Origin of the sequence: Vibrio sp. vnigr-6D03 (assembly GCF_002835515.1) — a bacterium.
Taxonomy (GTDB): domain Bacteria; phylum Pseudomonadota; class Gammaproteobacteria; order Enterobacterales; family Vibrionaceae; genus Vibrio; species Vibrio penaeicida.
The window spans coordinates 513,735-532,194 of the sequence record NZ_PIZL01000012.1; the positions used below are offsets into that span (position 1 = coordinate 513,735).

Annotated in this window: 16 protein-coding genes; 13 read left to right on the forward strand and 3 right to left on the reverse strand. The window is 46.9% G+C overall.

Annotated elements, in window-relative coordinates; genetic code table 11:
* Nucleotides 1-44 precede the first annotated feature (44 nt).
* The 12 genes from CW749_RS10245 (at nt 45) to CW749_RS10300 (ending at nt 12,162) form a co-directional block, all read left to right on the forward strand.
* Complete coding sequence (locus CW749_RS10245) at nt 45-1,034, forward strand: substrate-binding domain-containing protein (RefSeq protein ID WP_101111922.1); 990 nt, start codon at nt 45-47, stop codon at nt 1,032-1,034.
* Between the two features lie 73 nt (nt 1,035-1,107).
* Nucleotides 1,108-2,622: a sugar ABC transporter ATP-binding protein gene (locus CW749_RS10250; RefSeq protein WP_101111923.1), complete on the forward strand. Its 1,515-nt coding sequence runs from the start codon at nt 1,108-1,110 to the stop codon at nt 2,620-2,622.
* On the forward strand, nt 2,615-3,673 hold the full coding sequence (locus CW749_RS10255) for an ABC transporter permease (protein ID WP_101111924.1): 1,059 nt from the start codon (nt 2,615-2,617) through the stop codon (nt 3,671-3,673). The genes CW749_RS10250 and CW749_RS10255 overlap by 8 nt, the downstream gene beginning before the upstream one ends.
* Entirely contained in the window at nt 3,666-4,733 is a 1,068-nt protein-coding gene (locus CW749_RS10260; RefSeq protein WP_237322395.1) for an ABC transporter permease, read from the forward strand. Before CW749_RS10255 ends, CW749_RS10260 begins: the two co-directional genes overlap by 8 nt.
* 13 nt (nt 4,734-4,746) lie before the next feature.
* The gene (locus CW749_RS10265; RefSeq protein ID WP_101111925.1) at nt 4,747-5,598 is read left to right on the forward strand and encodes a sugar phosphate isomerase/epimerase; all 852 of its coding nucleotides are present in this window, start codon (nt 4,747-4,749) and stop codon (nt 5,596-5,598) included.
* Nucleotides 5,599-5,967: 369 nt separating this feature from the next.
* Nucleotides 5,968-6,531, forward strand: coding sequence for a cupin domain-containing protein (locus tag CW749_RS10270; protein WP_180958375.1), 564 nt, complete (start codon nt 5,968-5,970; stop codon nt 6,529-6,531).
* A 1-nt stretch (nt 6,532) separates the two neighbouring features.
* Complete coding sequence (locus CW749_RS10275) at nt 6,533-6,976, forward strand: GAF domain-containing protein (RefSeq protein ID WP_101111927.1); 444 nt, start codon at nt 6,533-6,535, stop codon at nt 6,974-6,976.
* Between the two features lie 13 nt (nt 6,977-6,989).
* On the forward strand, nt 6,990-8,585 hold the full coding sequence (locus CW749_RS10280; protein WP_201797005.1) for an ABC transporter substrate-binding protein: 1,596 nt from the start codon (nt 6,990-6,992) through the stop codon (nt 8,583-8,585).
* 24 nt (nt 8,586-8,609) lie between these two features.
* Nucleotides 8,610-9,647: an ABC transporter permease gene (locus CW749_RS10285; RefSeq protein WP_101111928.1), complete on the forward strand. Its 1,038-nt coding sequence runs from the start codon at nt 8,610-8,612 to the stop codon at nt 9,645-9,647.
* Nucleotides 9,644-10,552, forward strand: a complete 909-nt coding sequence (gene nikC, locus CW749_RS10290; RefSeq protein ID WP_101111929.1) for a nickel transporter permease — start codon at nt 9,644-9,646, stop codon at nt 10,550-10,552. The genes CW749_RS10285 and nikC overlap by 4 nt, the downstream gene beginning before the upstream one ends.
* Before the next feature lie 9 nt (nt 10,553-10,561).
* A complete protein-coding gene (locus CW749_RS10295; RefSeq protein ID WP_101111930.1) occupies nt 10,562-11,419 on the forward strand; it encodes an ABC transporter ATP-binding protein in 858 nt (285 codons plus the stop codon).
* On the forward strand, nt 11,416-12,162 hold the full coding sequence (locus CW749_RS10300; RefSeq protein WP_201797006.1) for an ABC transporter ATP-binding protein: 747 nt from the start codon (nt 11,416-11,418) through the stop codon (nt 12,160-12,162). Before CW749_RS10295 ends, CW749_RS10300 begins: the two co-directional genes overlap by 4 nt.
* Nucleotides 12,163-12,266: 104 nt before the next feature.
* Here the strand turns inward: CW749_RS10300 and CW749_RS10305 are convergent, their stop codons facing one another.
* Genes CW749_RS10305 through CW749_RS10315 form a run of 3 tightly spaced genes read right to left on the reverse strand, consistent with a single transcriptional unit; the run spans nt 12,267 to nt 16,476 of the window.
* Complete coding sequence (locus tag CW749_RS10305; RefSeq protein ID WP_101111932.1) at nt 12,267-13,055, reverse strand: ADP-ribosyltransferase; 789 nt, start codon at nt 13,053-13,055, stop codon at nt 12,267-12,269.
* 1 nt (nt 13,056) lies between these two features.
* The gene (locus CW749_RS10310; RefSeq protein ID WP_101111933.1) at nt 13,057-13,818 is read right to left on the reverse strand and encodes an ADP-ribosyltransferase; all 762 of its coding nucleotides are present in this window, start codon (nt 13,816-13,818) and stop codon (nt 13,057-13,059) included.
* 15 nt (nt 13,819-13,833) lie between these two features.
* Complete coding sequence (locus CW749_RS10315) at nt 13,834-16,476, reverse strand: hypothetical protein (RefSeq protein ID WP_101111934.1); 2,643 nt, start codon at nt 16,474-16,476, stop codon at nt 13,834-13,836.
* 927 nt (nt 16,477-17,403) lie between these two features.
* Here CW749_RS10315 and CW749_RS10320 point away from each other — a divergent pair.
* A complete protein-coding gene (locus tag CW749_RS10320) occupies nt 17,404-18,414 on the forward strand; it encodes an AraC family transcriptional regulator (protein WP_101111935.1) in 1,011 nt (336 codons plus the stop codon).
* The last annotated feature ends 46 nt before the right edge of the window (nt 18,415-18,460 follow it).

Below are 18,460 nucleotides of genomic sequence, written 5' to 3' on the forward strand. Positions count from 1 at the left end.
CGCGCTCTGAATTGAGTGTGATGAAGAAGAAGGATTTTAACGCTATGAAACGTTTGCTGAAATTGATCTCAATAGGTTCTCTCGCATTAATGGCTTCGTTGCCTGTCTTTTCTGCCGACAAACCGACCATGGGAGTAGTGGTGAAAATAGGGGGGATCCCTTGGTTTAACGCAATGGAAGAAGGCATTAAACAGCAGGGGAAAGCTCTGGGAATGGATGCCTTTATGATAGGGCCAACCAGCGCCGACCCTGCGCTTCAGGTACGTGCGATTGAAGATTTGATTGCCCAAGGGGTCGATGCGATTGGCGTGGTTCCTAATGATGCCGAAGTGCTAGAGCCTGTGTTGGCAAAAGCGCGTCAGCAAGGAATCAAAGTCATTACCCACGAATCGCCTGCTCAAAAAAATGTGGATTGGAATTTCGAATTGGCGTCTGTAAAGGGCTTTGGTGATGCCTACGGGAAACTACTGGCTGAAAAGCTTGGGGGCAAAGGGCAATACGCTGTATTTGTCGGTTCTCTAACGGTGCCACTTCATAACGCTTGGGCAGATGCCGCGATTGAATACATCAAAGCAAACCATCCCGATATGACCTTAACAGGCGATCGCTATGGCGTGGCTGAAAGTGTGGATGATAGCCGCACAACGGCTTTGGATTTGATGTCGGCAAACCCCGGTTTGAGAGGTTTCCTCGCATTTGGAAGCCAAGGCCCAATTGGTGCAGCTCGCGCAGTGCAAGAGCGCAGAAAAACGGGTGAAGTACTGGTACTTGGTCCCTTTTCTCCGGGGCAAGGGCGCAAGCTCGTTCACAACGGTGTGCTAACTGGTGGCTTTATGTGGAACCCCATGGAAGCGGGCAAGGTGTTTGTGACTATGGCTGACAAACTCATCAAAGGAGAGACGATTCAGGCAGGCACCAGCATTCCGGGTCTTGGTGTGGTTAACCCTGAGCCGGGCTCAACCAACTTAATTGTCGATCAACTGGTCGAACTCAACAAAAACACGGTAGACGATCTTGCCGCTATGGGGCTGTAACTCAGTGTCAGTAACACAATCGCGGGTCAGCTAACTTGACCCGCTTTAGTAAACCAGTTACAGGAGTTGTTGGGTGGATAGTTCTAGTGTAAATCAGAACCAAAAGTCGATTCTGAAGTTTCGGCACGTTTCGATTCGATTCGGTGGTGTGCAGGCTTTGGATGATGTCGAGTTTGAGGTAGGGGCTGGCGAGGTACATTGCCTTGCGGGAGAAAATGGGTGCGGAAAAAGCACCATCATTAAAGTGATTACCGGTGTTTATCAGCCTGCGCAAGGTGCGGAAATGGAACTGGCGGGTCAAAAGGTCAATAAGGTGACACCGCAGTTGGCACGTTCGTTAGGTGTAGCGGTTATTTGGCAAGATCTGGCACTGTTTCCAGAACTGACCGTGGCAGAGAACATTGCAATGGAAAGCAGCCTAGGCATGGCGCCGCGCTGGGTGAATCACGCCAAGATGTCCGATATGGCAACGCGGGCGCTGAAAAAACTTGGTGTGGACATGGATCTGAATCGAACGGTGAAATCCTTACCCATTGCCGAGAGGCAAATTGTCGCGATTGCTCGTGCTCTGGTCTCGGATGCGAAAGTGGTGTTCATGGACGAGCCTACAGCATCGCTTACGCAAGCAGAGACAGACTATTTGTTAGATGTCGTCCGTAAGCTCTCCGATAGAGGTGTCGCCGTAGTGTTTGTGAGCCACCGCTTGGTCGAAGTTCTGGAAATCTCCAGCCGAGTTACTGTGCTGCGTGATGGTCGGCTTGTTGGAGTATTCAACACAGAAGACATGACGCAGTCTCGCTTGACGGAGCTGATGACGGGGAAGCTCTTGAATTCCGAAGTCGCGGCAACCGATACTCAAGATTTCCCCACTGTGCTTCAAACCCACAATTTGACGCGTCACAATGAGTTTTACGATGTTTCTTTAACCGTCAAAGAAGGCGAGGTGGTTGGGCTCATTGGTCTAATCGGTGCAGGAAGAACAGAGCTTGGGAAAACCCTTTTTGGTATGTCTTCTCCCCAATCTGGGTCCATTCATATGCATGGGAAAGTCACGCGCTTTCAATCGAATCGAGACGCGATTGACTTCGGCATTGCGTATCTTTCTGAGGACCGTCTTTCACTTGGTTTGATTCAAGAGCAATCCATCGCAGACAACATCGCATTGCCTGTTTTAGACCGCTTACTTTCCGGTTCAAAACTCATTTCCTCAGACAAGAAAAACGCACTGGTCACACATTGGATTCAAGAATTAGCCGTAAAAATTGGCTTGCAAGACGACGCCATCGCCACTTTATCTGGTGGAAATCAGCAGCGTATTGCCATTGCAAAATGGTTAGCCACTCAGCCTAAATTACTGATTTTAGATTCCCCGACCGTTGGGGTGGATGTCGGCGCACGTGCGGGCATTTTTGAGATTGTGAGGAGCCTAGCGAAGCAAGGGCTAGCAATATTACTGATCTCCGATGAAATTCAAGAAGTGTACTTCAATGCTGATCGTGTCCTTCATATGGCGGATGGGCACATTGTGGGCGAGTACGATCCGCGTCAGTTAGAGCTGAAATCGTTGGAAGAGGTCGTGTATGTCTGATTCAAATAAATCATTGCCACTGCCGTGGTGGAAAGCCTTGTATCGACATCAAGCAACAGAAGTCTGGCTCGGCGCAGTGTTGCTGCTGGCGTGTGTTGGCTTGTCGTTGTCTACCGAGCAATTTTTTACCTTAACGAACCTGTTTGATTTGCTGAATGCGAGCTCCATCAATTTGATATTTGCTGTCGGGTTGCTGGTGGTTTTGATTGCAGGAGGCATTGATATTTCATTTGCCGTGGGCGCTTCGGTTGTTCAATACATCGTGGCCACCACCATTATTGATTTAGGAGGCGGCAGTTGGGCGTTAGGCGTTGGTTTGTCGGCGGTAGTTGGCATTGCACTCGGCGCGATCAACGCCGCGCTTATCCATCATTTTAGGATCATTTCTATAGTGGTCACCATCGCCACATTTAATGCTTTCTTTGGCTTGCTGATGTTCTTCACCCGCGGGGTTTCCATTTACAACCTTCCAGATTGGTGGACGGATCGAGTGATCATTTTTGAACGCGAGATGGCAAACGGATCGTGGGCGGAATTGACGCTTCCCGTCGTTGTTATGGCGGTGTGTGTGGTCGCGACATGGGTGCTCATTCGCCACACCAATATAGGGCGTCAGCTCTATGCCTTTGGAAACAATCCAGAAGGAGCTCGGAGAATTGGCATCAATATTGGCGCCATGCAGTACATTGCGTTTGGCTGGATGGGGATGATGGCGGGAATCGCAGGGCTTATGCAGGTCAACTACGCTCAAGAGGTTGTCCCTAATGCGATGTATGGCCGCGAGCTGGATGTGCTGGCGGCAGTCGTACTTGGCGGAGCAAGGCTTGGCGGGGGGCGGGGAACCGTTCTCGGTTGTATTTTGGGTGTGATGCTGGTGGCGGTCACGCAAAACGGTCTTAACCTATTAGGGGTATCGCCTTACGCCTTCAAGATGGTCGTTGGCGTGGTGATATTGGTGGCAATATCCGTTTCAAATATGGATTGGTCTACCGTGTCTTTGCCTTCGGGGCGGTTTAAAAGAGCGATGGCAAAAGGAGAAGCACATGAGTGATCAATCTGTTCGTCATTCGGATAGCCAATCTTCGCCCAAGCACTCTGCGTCTGAGCTATCTTCGACGAAAAAAGACGATTCCGTTTGGCCTCACTTTGTTAAAACCGTAGGGATCGAGAATATCGGCTTAAGCCTCTTACTGGCGGCGGTATTTATAGGTTTCAGTTTGGCCTCTCCGCGTTTTTTGTCGGTGGCTAATTTTGAATCCATGGCGTTTCAATTACCGGAGCTGGGTATTTTAACTCTGGCTATGCTGCTGCCGATTTTAACGGGTGGTTTGAATCTCGCCATCACCTTCAGCGCCAATTTCTGTGGGCTGACGCTGGCGTGGATTTTGACACAGTTCGGTGGAACGGATGCGTCTGTTGCGGCATTTATTGGCGGATGCTTGGTTGCCTTATTGGTTGGGGCACTCTCTGGTTACATGATGGGCGCTGTGATTGCCTACACCAATGCGCATCCGATTTTGGTTTCGCTGGCCATGATGATTTTTTTACGTGGGTTAGGCGAGTTTCTTACTCGTGGGAAAGACATCTCAGGGTTCCCCGATTTTATTCAACCTTTAGGTCATGGCAGCGTTTTGGGGATACCCATTCCTCTCTTGATCATGCTTTCGGTATTTTTGGTCTGTTACGTCTTCCTCGCCAAAAGTCGGCTTGGCCTCATCACCTATCTAATGGGGTCAAATATCGAAGCGGTGCGTTACTCCGGAATCCACACAAAACGCGCTCTTACGTTGGTGTATACCTTGTCTGGCGTACTTTGCGCTGTAGCGGGCATTGTCATGATGCTGCGCTTTAACTCGGTGCGTGTGGGGCATGGAGAGTCTTATTTATTGATCACCGTGTTGGCGTGTTTTCTCGGCGGCGTCGATCCATTTGGTGGGTTCGGAAAAGTGGTGTCTGTTCTTTTGGCACTCGTGATATTGCAAGCGCTTTCCTCGGGTTTGAATTTAATTGGAATTAATCAACATTTTGCTACCGCGGCGTGGGGGCTATTTTTGATTGCCGTCATGGTTATCCGATGGGGCTGGATACGGTTCTACAGAAAGAAAGTTTAATAGGAGAAACAAAATGAAAGGATTTGGTGTACATACAAGTATGTGGGCATTGGAGTGGACCCGTGAAGGAGCAGAACGTGCGATTTCCGAAGCCAGCCAATATCAAGGTATCGACTTTTTAGAAATCACCATGTTGGATCCCCCTGGTGTGGACGCTCCTCATACCCGAGCCCTATTGGAAAAAGCGGAGTTAAATGCCGTGTGCTCTTTGGGCGTACCTTTGCATTGTTTACCTTCTCAAGTACCTGATAAAGCGTTCGATTTTCTTAAGCTTGCCATTGATAAAACGGTGGCATTGGGCGGACAATCCCTTACAGGGGTGACGTATGGCGGTATTGGTGAAAGAACGGGAAAACCGCCCACACAAAAGGAGCTGGATAACGTTGCTATAACCATGAGACAAACGGCGGACTATGCGAAAAAACAGGGCATTGAATTGGGCATTGAAGTGATCAACCGGTACGAAAATCACTTATTCAATACTGCGTGGCAAGCCGTGGAACTGCTAGAAAGAATTGGCTCTGACAACATCTTTATTCATTTGGACACGTACCATATGAACATTGAAGAGAAGGGGGCTGCAAACGGCATTCTGGATTGTCGAGAACACTTAAAATACATCCACCTTTCCGAAAGTGATCGCGGCGTGCCGGGGTCCGGTACGTGTGATTGGGATGAAGTGTTTGCAGCGTTAGCGGCGGTGGGTTTTAAGGGAGGAATGACTATGGAAAGTTTCATTAACCTTCCACCGCAAATCGCGTCTGCTTTGTCGGTTTGGCGACCAGTCGCAGAGAGCCCAGAAGAAGTGATGACGGATGGGCTGAGTTTCTTAAGAAACAAAGCCAAACAGTATCGCTTATTGTAATTTCAACGGATGAACTGCCAGATAAAATTTTAGTTATCTGGCAAGTTTACAATGTAAATTCACCTCATCACCTCTTCACCTTTCAATAAGTTGTCCTATCTTATCTTTCACTTCGGTATAACGTTTTTATAGTTCGTGAGCGAGCGTATTACCTTTTTCTATAAAAAAACGTAAAACCACCTTCTTTTCGAAAACTTACGCTATTTTAGTGCATCATTATTCATAATTTTTCTGTTTTGGTGTTTTTATCAATAATGTGATCTGGTTGTTATTTGATCGGTTGGTCACATCTTGAACTAAACATATTTTTACGTATAGTAAAATTTTTACACATTTAACATAATGGAAACATGCTGGGGTGTAACAGGTATGGATGCTTATTCTCTTGGTGCAAGGATTCGTAGAAAGCGAAAAGAATTAGGAAAAACGTTGCAGCAAGTCGCCGATGAATCTCGGTTTTCTATTGGTTTTTTGTCGCGTGTTGAGCGTAACGATGTTTCACCCTCCCTCTCGTCGCTCGCGATCATTGCGAACGTATTGCAGTCTGATATGGAAAGCTTTGTTTCGGTGCCTAGCAATGCGGGTTCGGTGATTTTAGCGGCGGATCGTGCAGGTTTTTCTCTACCGGATGGCAAAGCACACTATCAGCAGCTTTCGAGTGATTTTCCAGGTAAGCGAATCAATGGGGCTGAAGTCCTTTTGGAGCCGGGGTTTCAAACTGAAGCAATGGTTCATGAGGGTGAAGAGTTGTGCGTGGTGTTGGATGGGCAGTTGACATTAACCCTAAACAATAAAACTCAAGTGCTCACCAGTGGTGATAGTGCTCATTACAGCGCGGCCATTCCTCATCAATGGCGCAATACGCATACCACGCCATGCCGCGTGATGTGGTTTGGCGACCTCGACATCTTTGCCCACCATAAGGAGGAATAACATGACCGAGGCTTATTTGAGCTTTGAAAGCACCCAGCAGCAACTCAAACGCGCGGTGGGTTTTAAGTTGATGACCATTATGTGCTTAACCAATAGCCAAGCCTGTCGATGCTACACCAGTGATACTGAACATTACCCTGTGAGTGGAGTGAAACCGCTAGAGTTTGACGATTGGCATCAACACGTTGTGGTAGAGGCAACTCCTTTTGTGTGTAACGAGCGAGCGTTATTGGATAAGCATTTAAAAGACAGCGATTTGTTTGAACGGCTTGAATTAGGTTCTGCCATCAATCTTCCTGTGATGTTTCAGGATGAAGTGATTGGCACCATCAACCTCCTCGATGAAGAGGGGGCCTACTTTAGTATTGATTTACCCAATGCAATGGAAGTTGCGCAGCAAGTAGCACCTGACTTAATGGCTTTTCGGCGTGCACTTGAAAAGTAACAGGAGACATTACGTGAAGTACTTAAATCAACACCTTATCTGGCGCAAGCTAGCCGTTACCACCAGCATGCTGTTATGCACATCAACGTTTGCAGCCACGCCACCGTCCACTCTGGTTGTGGCAAAAAACATTGATGATCTCGCTACACTCGATCCGGCACAAATTTACGAGTTTACTGGCGGAGAATTGAGTAACAGTTTGTACGACCAACTGGTGGAATACCATGCAGGAGCAACGGACACGTTGGTCGGCGGGTTAGCCAGTTCGTGGCAAGCGGACAGCAGCAATCGCACCATCACTTTTGAACTGGATAAAAAGGCTAAGTTTGCCTCGGGTAATGACGTGACAGCCGACGATGTCGTGTACTCGTTTGTGAGAGTCATGAAGCTCAACAAAACCCCGTCTGCTGTTGTGAAACAACTCGGTTGGAACGCAGACAACATCGAATCTCAAGTGGTGAAAGTAGACGATGACACTGTCAAAATCCGTTACAAAGAAGGCATTTCCCCTGATTTTGCCTTAAACACGTTAACGGCGACTGTCGCGTCTATCGTAGACAGTAAAACGGTGAAAAAACATCAGAAAGATGGCGACATGGGCAACGCATGGCTAAACAAAAACAGTGCGGGTTCTGGCCCTTTTTCTCTTCGGATCTGGAAGGCGAACGACACGGTTGTACTCAGCGCCAATAAAGATTGGTGGGAAGGCGATTTAGCGATCAAACAAGTGATTTATCGTCACATTGTTGAGCCAACCACGCAGCGTATCATGTTAGAAAAAGGCGACATCGATATCGCGCGCGGTTTGGGACCGGATCAAATTCAAGCCATTGCCGACAATTCTGATCTGAAAGTCGAAGATTACCCTCAATCGGCGGTGTATTTTTTCTCGTTTAATGTGAAAAACGACAAGTTGAACAACCCAGAATTTTGGCGAGCGGCAAAATACCTGATCGACTACAAAGGTATGGCAAATTCGTTCTTAAAAGGTCAATTTAAAGTACACCAAGCATTTTGGCCACAAGGCATGCCTGGCGCTGTGAGCGATACCCCGTATTCATTAGATGTGGCAAAAGCCAAGCAGATTTTAGCGGACGCTAAGATAGAGAATCTCAGTTTAAAAATGGATTACATCAACAGCGAGCCTTTCTCTAGCATGGCTCAATCGATCCAAGCGACATTTGCCGACGCTGGTATTGCAATCGATTTGGTACCGGGTACTGGGAATCAGGTCATCACCAAATACCGTGCGCGTGAACACGAAGGTATGTTGTTGTACTGGGGGCCAGATTACGCCGACCCTCATTCAAACGCGGGGGCATTTGCCTACAATGCCAACAACGATGACGACTACTATGTTTCCACTACAACGTGGCGTAATGGCTGGCAAGATCTCGCTTTGAACAAGAAAGTAGAAGCCGCACTGAAAGAAACCGATCGCGAAAAACGCTTGCAGCAATACCGTGATTTGCAACATGACGTGATGGAAAAATCGCCCATTGTCGTGATGTTCCAAAACCAAGCGCAAACCGCACTTCGCGCGAACGTTAAGGGTTACGAGCAAGGCTCATCTGCTCATCAGGTGTATTACTCAAAAGTCACTAAATAGGTCGATAATAGAGGGATCGCAGTCATGATGGAGTCGAGCAGTAAACTCCTTTCATTCAGTTTGATGCTAATAAAGCAAACGTCCATGGTTGTCGTAACCTTGGTAGCACTGTTGGCTGTGACCTTTTTTATCGGTCGAGTCATGCCTATCGACCCCGTGGTCGCTGTGGTGGGTGATCGCGCGAGCCCTGAAGTGTACGCTCAAGTCGAGACCGAGTTGGGTCTCGACAAACCGTTGCCCGTCCAGTTTTGGCGTTACTTACAAGATGTCACCAGTGGTAATTTAGGCATGTCTCAGAGTACTGGAAATACGGTACTGGAGGACATCAGCAACTTCTTTCCCGCCACGCTTGAGCTGGCGACATTGGGGATTATTGTGGGTGTTTTACTCGGTGTGCCTCTTGGTATTTGGGCGGCACTGCATCGGGGCACATGGCAAGATAACCTCATTCGAGTCTTTTCTCTGGTAGGTTACTCCACCCCCGTATTTTGGCTGGGTTTGATTGGGCTGTTGGTGTTTTATGCCAAGCTCGATTGGGTAGCCGGACCGGGGCGATTGGATATTGGCTATGAGTATTTGGTCACGCCAGTGACAGGGATGATTTTGGTGGATTCCGCTCTAGAGCAGCAATGGGATGTATTTTGGAACGCCATCAGTCATTTAGTTCTGCCCGTTCTTATCTTAGGTTACTTCTCCATGGCGTACATTGGCCGCATGACCCGTTCATTGATGTTGGATGAGTTAGAAAAAGAATACGTGGTGACGGCACGAGTGAAGGGGGTCAGTGAATTTACTCTAATCACTCGGCATTGCTTAGTGAATATTCGAGTTCCGCTGATTACGATCTTAGCGCTTACTTACGCCAGTTTACTTGAAGGTGCGGTATTGACTGAGAGTGTGTTTGCTTGGCCTGGTTTGGGTGCATACATTACTAATGCGTTGTTTTCTGCCGACATGCCTGCGGTACTGGGGGGCACGTTGGTCGTGGGGATCTGCTTTGTGAGTTTGAATTTATTAGCGGAGCTGGCTTACCCATTACTCGACCCAAGGGTGAAACGATGAATTCTTCCATGAAACCATCCCTGAAACAGTGGCTGTTGGATGATAGCCCAACCAGTCAGTGGCAGGCGAGATGCGCAAACTGGTATCGAGTTTGGTTAGCGTTGTGTGCCAATCCACTCACCTTGATGGGGATTGCGCTGCTGATGTTATTAGTGGCAGCAGCGATATTGGCACCGTGGCTAGCCCCACATTCTCCCATTGAGACGAATTTAGAATTGCGCTTGTTAGCGCCTTCTTCTGATTTTTGGCTTGGCACAGACCACCTTGGGCGTGACATCTTTTCTCGCTTGTTATACGGCGCGCAAGTCACTGTGACCATTGTGCTTTTAGTGGTTGTTACAACGGCACCACTGGGGCTTATGATTGGCGTGGTTGCTGGGTATTTTGGTGGGTGGGTAGAGTTGGTGTTAATGCGCATTACCGACATTTTCCTCGCGTTTCCTAAGTTAGTGATGGCACTCGCCTTTGTCGCCATCTTAGAGCCGGGTTTAGGTAACGTAGTCTTGGCCATTGCCATAACCGCGTGGCCCCCTTACGCACGGGTAGCACGTGCCGAGGCGCTCACTTGCCGAAACGCTGATTACATTCAAGCAGCAAAGCTTTCTGGCGCTTCGCCAATACGAATTTTGTACAACCATATAGTACCGATGTGTATGACCTCTGTGATCATCCGCGTCACCTTGGATATGGCGGGGATCATTCTGGTTGCCGCTGGGCTGGGCTTTTTGGGGCTGGGGGCGAAACCACCCACGCCAGAGTGGGGCATGATGATCGCAGAGGGTCGATCATTCTTATTGGATCAATGGTGGGTCGCCACCATTCCAGGTGTGGCTATTTTGTTGGTCAGCCTAGCGTTTAACTTGCTCGGCGACGGTCTTCGTGACGCTCTTGAAGGCAAGCAATAGGGAGTGCGCATGTCATTATTAAAAACCGAAGAGCCTTTGTTAAAAGTCGACAATCTCACCGTCACCTTTCCTACTGCTAAGGGGCCGGTCGACGTGGTGAAAAACTTTAACCTTGAAATGGGGAAAGAAAAAATTGGCATCGTTGGCGAATCGGGGTCGGGCAAATCCATGACGGCACGAGCCATCTTAGGTTTGTTGCCGCAAGCAGCGTCGATGAAAGCAAAGAGCCTCTCTTTACAAGGAACAAGCTTGCTGGATTTATCATCGCGCCAGTGGCGACAAGTTCGAGGTAAAGCGATCACCATGGTGATGCAAGATCCCAAATTTTCGTTAAATCCGGTAATCACCATAGAGCGGCAACTGCTTGAAACTTGGAAGTTGCACCACAAAGGCAACAAACAGGACGCGCAGCAAGCCATTTACGAGGCACTTTCTGAAGTGGCGATTCGAGATCCGGAGCGAGTCTTATCGTGTTATCCCCATCAACTTTCTGGTGGCATGGGGCAACGAGTGATGATCGCCATGATGTTGCTTCCTCAACCGAGTATTCTGATTGCCGATGAAGCCACATCAGCATTAGACGTCACCGTGCAAAAACAAGTGTTGGAATTGCTGAATAAATCCGTGCAAGCGCATGACAGTGGGCTCATTTTGATCAGTCACGATTTGCACTTAGTCGCTGAATTTTGCGACCGAATCATTGTTATGTATCGCGGCGGCATTGTGGAAACCCTATTGGCGTCTGATCTGCACCAAGCGCAGCACCCTTATACTCAAGGTTTACTGGCGTGTTTGCCCAGCTACCAAAAACGCGGTCAACCGCTCTCTACGTTAAAACGCGATCCAGCATGGGAGCAACAGGCATGATAAATATGCGCAATACCGATATTTATTGGGGAGATTTCCTAGCGGTCAAGAAACTCAATCTCAACGTCGCTGCTAACCAGTGTGTTGGCTTAGTCGGCGAGTCTGGTTCAGGAAAGTCCACCGTTTTGCAGCTACTTACGGGTATCAATCAAGAGTGGCAAGGTGAAGTAGACATCGCTGGGCAAAAGCTTGCGACTGGCAAACCTTACCCAAAATCGCTTCGTCAAGATGTGCAAATGGTGTTTCAAGACCCGTATGCGTCGTTGCATCCTAAGCGAACCATCGACCAAACTCTGTCGGAAGTCGCGCATATTCACGGTATGAATGATGTGTCTAAAAGAGTATCAGGTGTGTTGTCGGATGTTGGGTTGGATGCCCGGTTTCGCTTTCGTTATCCTAGCCAGTTATCCGGTGGGCAAAGACAACGTGTCGCCGTGGCACGTGCACTTATCAGTAGGCCCAAATTGGTGTTGTTAGATGAACCGACATCCGCATTGGACGCGTCGGTGCAAGCGGAAGTACTCAATTTATTGCGTCAACTTCAAGAGCAACATCAACTGACTTACCTGATGGTGAGCCACGATCTCGACGTGGTGAACTGGCTATGTGATGACGTATACGTCATGTGTCAGGGGCTGCTCGAAGAGCAGACGGATGTGCATCGGCTGGCGCGTCATCAGGCGACGAGCGAGTATACTCATAAACTTCTCGCTGCGACGCATGGTGAAAAAGTCTGCGATTAAATACTCTTCCCGTTTTTGATGCATAGTCTTGGTAGAGGCAGAGTAAATTATTTATTTTTTTTAGACGATACCTCTCACGAAATAATCGTGAGAGGTAATGGCTATCACATACAATACAATGCTGAGCGAGTTCGAAGTGACTCTTCTTCGCCACTAAAGCTATCGTAAATATGTATATCTGGCTCAGCCTTTAGGTATTTAGCCGGATTTTTTATCTCTCTCAGTTTGATGTAATTCTTTCTTGCTGAAATTCTTTCAATCGCTTCAACACGGAAATAAGTGTTTGGCTTCGCTAAAATTTCTGCTTCGTATGCTTTGAAGGTATACGCATTAATTGCTCGCCCTGATGACTTCAATTCAATTTTGAACTGAGCAGCAGACAGGTCCTGATAAGCCCCCGCAGCAGAGTGATTTCTTGCCATACTTGGAATGGTCGATGTCGATAAAAATGCCTTTTGATGCAAAATGTCACCAATATTAAGTCTTTCCAGAAGGCTGTTTTTAATGGATGAGCCTCGATAAACTGTCCCTTTAAAATTAGGCAACTTATTCATTGCGCTCCGCATCTGGGAAACTCGCGTTTTGAGAGCTTCCCCATAACCGGCTATCAGAAACTCTTTAGGTTCTCCTGCTCTCATGTACTCATTCACGATATCATGGTCAACGCGACCATAACGTTTAATTGCCGAGTACTCTTCTGGGAGCATTTTTTTCTCTGCTTTGGCATGATGAACGATCGTCCAATCCATCAAATCATCCGCCATCTGCTCTTGTTGCATCGGTGATAGGTCTTGCCCTTTAAACTCAGCGAAATCTTCTGCAAATGCGTAGTTCTGAGCGGTAAGTGTCTGAGCGGCAATTGTTAACAACGTAGTGAATAGTCTCTTTTTCATATTAAACCCTCGATCCACTGCAGATTAGAGAACGCCAGTTAGATTGGCTTATCTCTTCACCTGAATAGAGATTGTATGTTGTCCCCGTCGTTGCCTCATGTGACGAAACGGTCTCTAGCGCCACCATTGAAGCCCCTCGATTCAACTCGATATTCGTAACTCTGTAGTAAGTGTTGGGGGGTAACAACACTTCGGCTTCTCCCCCAAATTCAGACAGCCCCCCAAGTGCGCGACCATGACTTTTCACTTGAACTTCATACAGCACACGCTGTAAAGGCTTTGAGGAATTCGGCCTTACGACAGCAAACCGCTTCGCAATGTCAGGAATAGTGCTGCTTGATGTAAAAGCAGGCTCAACCACGACATCTCCAACTTGGAGTTTGTTTAAAAGAGACTGCCTTGCCCACGCGCCACGGTAAGTTACCCCCTTGTAGTGAGGCAGTTTTTTCATAGCGCTGCGTACTTGCTTAATAAACGTTCTCGCACTTTTTCCTGAACTGCCCCATGTAGAGGTATCCGTGGCTCTTAAATAGTCATTCGCAAGTTGATAACCAGAGACAGAAAAATCCTCCAACGCTTCTGTTTCATTTGCTGTCATCAATTTATATCGCCAACCACTGGAAGCTTTTGCCCAATCAGAAAATTGTGACGCCAGTTCATCGACTTGCACTTTGCTGCGCAAAGGAGCTTTCAATGCATCGAATGGCGTAGCCTGAACAGCAAAGCTAATACAGAGAATATAGAGTGAAATAACTCTCAACATAGTTTGCTTCTCCTATTACCAATACCTTGGGTTGTTTGGGCTTAAATCACAGGAGATATCTAACGTATTCTGCTTGTTAACTCCGAATCGAATCGCACTAAATAGCTCTAACTGTTGACGAGTCACGCTGTCAAACCAATCAGAAAATGGTGTCAACCAATACAATGATTCGTCACCTGAGACCTTAAATAAGGCATCTCGAAGCTGTGGGTAATTAATTTCACAAGATCGACCCGGTAGGTTGGTGAAGCTCTCGTTGACTTGAACAAGCAGGTCGAGCTTTTTACCCAGTTTAGAATTGGTGTTAAACAAGTCATTGATAGAGGCATGTAAACGCGCGTCATAACTCACCTCTTCACCACCATTTACTGGGTAGTAATACGCTGAATCGATATCGTCGATGTTGTGATAGACATCTAATGTTAAGTACCGAAGAAGATGCGCAGGTAAAGGCTCAGAAAGTAATGCGGTTGTCCCCATTTCTCCAGAAGCGTAGTGACCCGTAGAAATATTCTGCGCATGGACAATGGCAATGTATCTCTGGAAATCACCAATCTGTGAAGCAAGCCATTCCTCACCATTGCTGTCAGCGACACTCATCGCCTCTAAAATGCGGTTTTTTACAATACCTTTCGCCAACGGCAACGAGGCAGAAAGGTTTCTAATATTTAAGTTCGAAGCCTTAAGTGCTGACGCAATCAGAGGTGCATGTTTATCAAGGTCGAAACTTCCTGGATAGAGGTAGCTATAAAAACCACTAACGTGAGCCGCTTGCCATTCACTCTCTAATGCCGAGCGAATAAACCCTTCTAGATTTGCCAAGCGTTTTGAATGGACGTAGTACCCAGAGTCTTTGTTTCTTTCATGCCAGTCAGCAATGTGGTGCAGTGAGGACTCTCGAGACAAGCTTTCTTTTTCTAAGTAGCTTGAAGACCATGCCGCACAGGCATTTCCACCGCCACATTCAGCCTCTAACGCTGCGCTTGAATCAAACAACCAACGCATAACTCGCGCTTTGTCGGTTTCCGCGTTTCTGATAATACGCTGTTTATCGGAGAAGCTTAGGATCTGTTGCTCAAGCCAAGTCTCTTCATGTTGAGAGTTCCAACCTTCGTTGATCAATTCATCCATAGATTGAGAAAAGACACGTTTGATAGCATCGCGATTTGGCATCACCATCTGCGAAATTACTTCATCTTTTGACGACTCATAATGCTCTTTTTTTGCAGGGATCCACGTGTATTCCGTACACCCTCTGAAGTTCGGGTCACCCCCAAGTATCCCAATTCGAGTACACTTCCTATACCCTTCTTGAATAACAAAGTACTTTTGACGACGTTCGGTTGCCGTGGCTGGACGCCCCAAAATACTGCGAGACATCTCATCTATCGCTAAATAATCCGCTTGCTCTTTAAAGTAGCGATGGGCTTTCGCAACCGCCTCTGAATCAAACAAACGATCGATGGTATTCCTGCCTTCTGCATACATCTCCGCTTTTAACTTGGTTCTAAGATCATCAAGTTGTGTGTTGGCGGTCTCGACGATTTTGATCTTCGCATTAAGAGTTCGTCGATATAGTTGGTGCAGGGATTTGCGATCCAAACCTTCCACTTCCCCATTTTTAAGATCGCCCAGCACCGTTACAGCTAGGTCTAAATGGTCTTGTTGGCAATGCTGCAAGCGTGCTAAAGCTTGATTGGCTTCTTGTTTCGATGGCACATACATCGGGCGGTTGTTGTTTTCTTCCTGATCCGGGTATAAGGCCAACAGTGCATCGATCTCAGTTCGGCAAGTTGAAGCAAGATCAGAGGCAAACAGTTTGGCATTCGCACCTTGTAGCGCGAGCTTATTAAAAATGGCTTTCTGAACTTCGCTCTCTACCGAGTTAATCAAGGTCTCGGCTAACACGGCTTGCGCTTTTAGTGCTTCTTGATAATGCTGCTGGTACTTGAGTGCTACATCAGAGGCATAACCCTTCGCGAGTGCCTCAAGCATGCGCTGTTGGCTTGAGGCGAGATCAGCCCAATGCTGCTTATCTTTTTTATCTTGTTGAGTGATAATATCGTCATGAACGGTAAAGCTATAGTGATCCCCCGCTGCAACCCGATTCCAGCGTGCGGTTAAGATCTTACGATCAATTTCTCGCTCAGGTAGCTTGAGTACACCAAACCAGTCAATTAGGCTCATTACAGTCGCAAAGCGGTCGTAAGACGTTTTCGTTTCATCCTCAAAAGCTTGAGCCACTTCATTGGCCCACAACCCCACAGCGATGGTGTCACCCACAGGCCCTAAAGCTTCAAGAGCGCCCTTTGCAAAACCGGCTGTCGAGCGCCCTATTGTCGTGAGCAAACTCGCCGCTTCTTCAGATTCAAGAACAGCAACATTTACAGGGCCGACTTCAAGCAGTGATGCGGTTTCTGGGAAAACTTCGTCAGCTTCGGCAAGCGAAGGTCTAGCGTCAGCATGGTGTTCTGGCGCAGACAAAAATAAATCTTCTGGCGTTAGATCTTCACTGAAATTTCGGTAATTTGATTTACGTATGTCGTGGAAGCTCTCGCGATCCAGTACGTTATATTCATCGCCAATGTTGCAGACTTCAAAGGCACTAACACAGGGGGAGGCAATGGCACACGCCAACACCAGTTTTCGTAACTTCATATAATTATCCTTGGTTGGAGAAGTTATTCGCTTCTTACAGGAAGCAGCAAGCCTCCGGTTACTCATTCGCAACCGGAAATAAACGCTTTTAATTAGGATGCTCTCTTAGATAAACCTTGAGAGCAGAGAGACTTGGAGTTAAGTCGTTGGGTTATGCCGAGGGATCATTGAGTTCATAGACAGCCAAACTTTATTGTTATGTTTATTACCTCCTGCGCACAAGACAGTCTGTTAGGAAGAAGCTATCAAGATGGCAAGGGCGCTATTTTTTATTGTCTTTATGATGTTTCGCAAAATATTAAACCAGTATATGCATGTGCGGGCAATGCATCTTATCTCAATTTATTGTAAGTTATTCGCTACTTAATGTAATGATAAATAAGACATTAAAGTTTATTAGGCTTGATTTTGGGAATGTTCCCATTATGGATAATAATAACAATATAGATGACTGTTTCAATTTAACAATCTTTAGCGTGGTTATGTCATTGGTCATTAGTAGTAGATGAAACATTAGGGGGTTTTGAGTAAAAAAAGCCGCAGAGCAGACAAAATTCCGAATCGCAATGTACACAAATTATCCGATAAATCTATCATTAAGATATTGTTTTATAACATCTTTACTATTTGATTACGCATCAATCACATCATCAAATGGTTAATATCTCATAAGATGAAAAGAAATAAGCTATTGCAACAACGACATTGAATCATTATCGATATATCAATCAGTACCACTTCTGGATAATTTCTGCACAATTCGGATATAGCGCTGGGTACGCGTAGACTATCTTGTATTTACTATGTAAATAGAATGTTAATAGCTCGGGTGGGTTTGAGTAGCTTTGAGTAACTCAATGCACCCGTATTCCGAGCAAAGACATCATAACGAAAAGCAGTTTGACGCAATATAGTGAGGAGTGACGGATGTATGACTCCAGAATAAATAACTCATTGTTTCGTTTGGTTGATCAGGAATTTAGCCAATCGGAAAGGCTTCTTTTTTCCTCTGGGAATGTGACGGAAGTGTGCGATGCCGTTGGGCAAGTCATGAAGTCTCATTCACTTTCGGTGAAAGAGGATCGTACCAAGCTGGATGCGAGAATGCATTTTTTGCAGCTGGGTGAAATTTCGGTGAGCCGCCTTCATTACGGTGCTAGTGTGGACATTGAACCCGGTGCAATGAAAGAGTTTTTTCTTGTCCAAATGCCCCTGTCTGGCAGGGCAGTCATTGAGAGCCCACACAGCGTGGTGGATTCCACAACAAATCTTGCCTCTGTGCTAAGCCCTGACGACAGTGTGAGCATGCAATGGAAGCCAAATGTTGATCAACTAATGATCAAAATTCCAAAGCCATTAATTGAGCGCACGGTGGTAGGCATAACGGGTCACGCCCTGCATGAAACGGTTCGGTTTGATTTGGGGTTTGAATGGCAAAGAAGCCGAGAGTGGACAAGCTTACTATGGTATTTGTTGACTTACGCCGCTCAGATTTCACCGTTCGAAAACCAGAATAGCTTGATCCTTGGGCAGCTAGAACAGTTGGTCGCCACGTGTTTGCTAAGTTGCCATTCTCACAATTACTCCGCTAACGCCGCTAAAAGTAAACCGTCTATTCGCCCTCGGCATGTTCGTATTGCCCAATCGTATATTGATGCACACTTGAATGAAGACATCACCGCAGAAAGGCTTGCAGGGGTGGCTGGTGTCAGTGTACGTAGCTTATATGGTGGATTTAAAGACTTTCTTGGTATCAGTCCGATGCAATATTTGCGCAATCTGAGAATGGAAAAGGTGCACTCAGAACTGCAAGGTGGACAAGCACAGAGCGTTACAGGGGTAGCAATGAAGTGGGGATTTTCTCATATGGGTCGGTTCAGCGTTGCGTATAAAAATCGTTATGGTGAAAGCCCAAGCGAGAGCTTAAGACGACTTTAATCTATTTGTTTTCAATTTTTTACCTTTTTAACCTCTTTCAACTTTC

Bases quoted from the DNA above. Each gene is read 5' to 3' on its own strand.
- CW749_RS10300 (WP_201797006.1), top strand. From the start codon at position 11,416: ATGATAAATATGCGCAATACCGATATTTATTGGGGAGATTTCCTAGCG.
- CW749_RS10275 (WP_101111927.1), top strand. From the start codon at position 6,533: ATGACCGAGGCTTATTTGAGCTTTGAAAGCACCCAGCAGCAACTCAAA.
- CW749_RS10260 (WP_237322395.1), top strand. From the start codon at position 3,666: ATGAGTGATCAATCTGTTCGTCATTCGGATAGCCAATCTTCGCCCAAG.
- CW749_RS10285 (WP_101111928.1), top strand. From the start codon at position 8,610: ATGATGGAGTCGAGCAGTAAACTCCTTTCATTCAGTTTGATGCTAATA.
- CW749_RS10305 (WP_101111932.1), bottom strand. From the start codon at position 13,055: ATGAAAAAGAGACTATTCACTACGTTGTTAACAATTGCCGCTCAGACA.
- CW749_RS10295 (WP_101111930.1), top strand. From the start codon at position 10,562: ATGTCATTATTAAAAACCGAAGAGCCTTTGTTAAAAGTCGACAATCTC.
- CW749_RS10315 (WP_101111934.1), bottom strand. From the start codon at position 16,476: ATGAAGTTACGAAAACTGGTGTTGGCGTGTGCCATTGCCTCCCCCTGT.
- CW749_RS10265 (WP_101111925.1), top strand. From the start codon at position 4,747: ATGAAAGGATTTGGTGTACATACAAGTATGTGGGCATTGGAGTGGACC.
- nikC (WP_101111929.1), top strand. From the start codon at position 9,644: ATGAATTCTTCCATGAAACCATCCCTGAAACAGTGGCTGTTGGATGAT.
- CW749_RS10320 (WP_101111935.1), top strand. From the start codon at position 17,404: ATGTATGACTCCAGAATAAATAACTCATTGTTTCGTTTGGTTGATCAG.
- CW749_RS10270 (WP_180958375.1), top strand. From the start codon at position 5,968: ATGGATGCTTATTCTCTTGGTGCAAGGATTCGTAGAAAGCGAAAAGAA.
- CW749_RS10255 (WP_101111924.1), top strand. From the start codon at position 2,615: ATGTCTGATTCAAATAAATCATTGCCACTGCCGTGGTGGAAAGCCTTG.
- CW749_RS10245 (WP_101111922.1), top strand. From the start codon at position 45: ATGAAACGTTTGCTGAAATTGATCTCAATAGGTTCTCTCGCATTAATG.
- CW749_RS10310 (WP_101111933.1), bottom strand. From the start codon at position 13,818: ATGTTGAGAGTTATTTCACTCTATATTCTCTGTATTAGCTTTGCTGTT.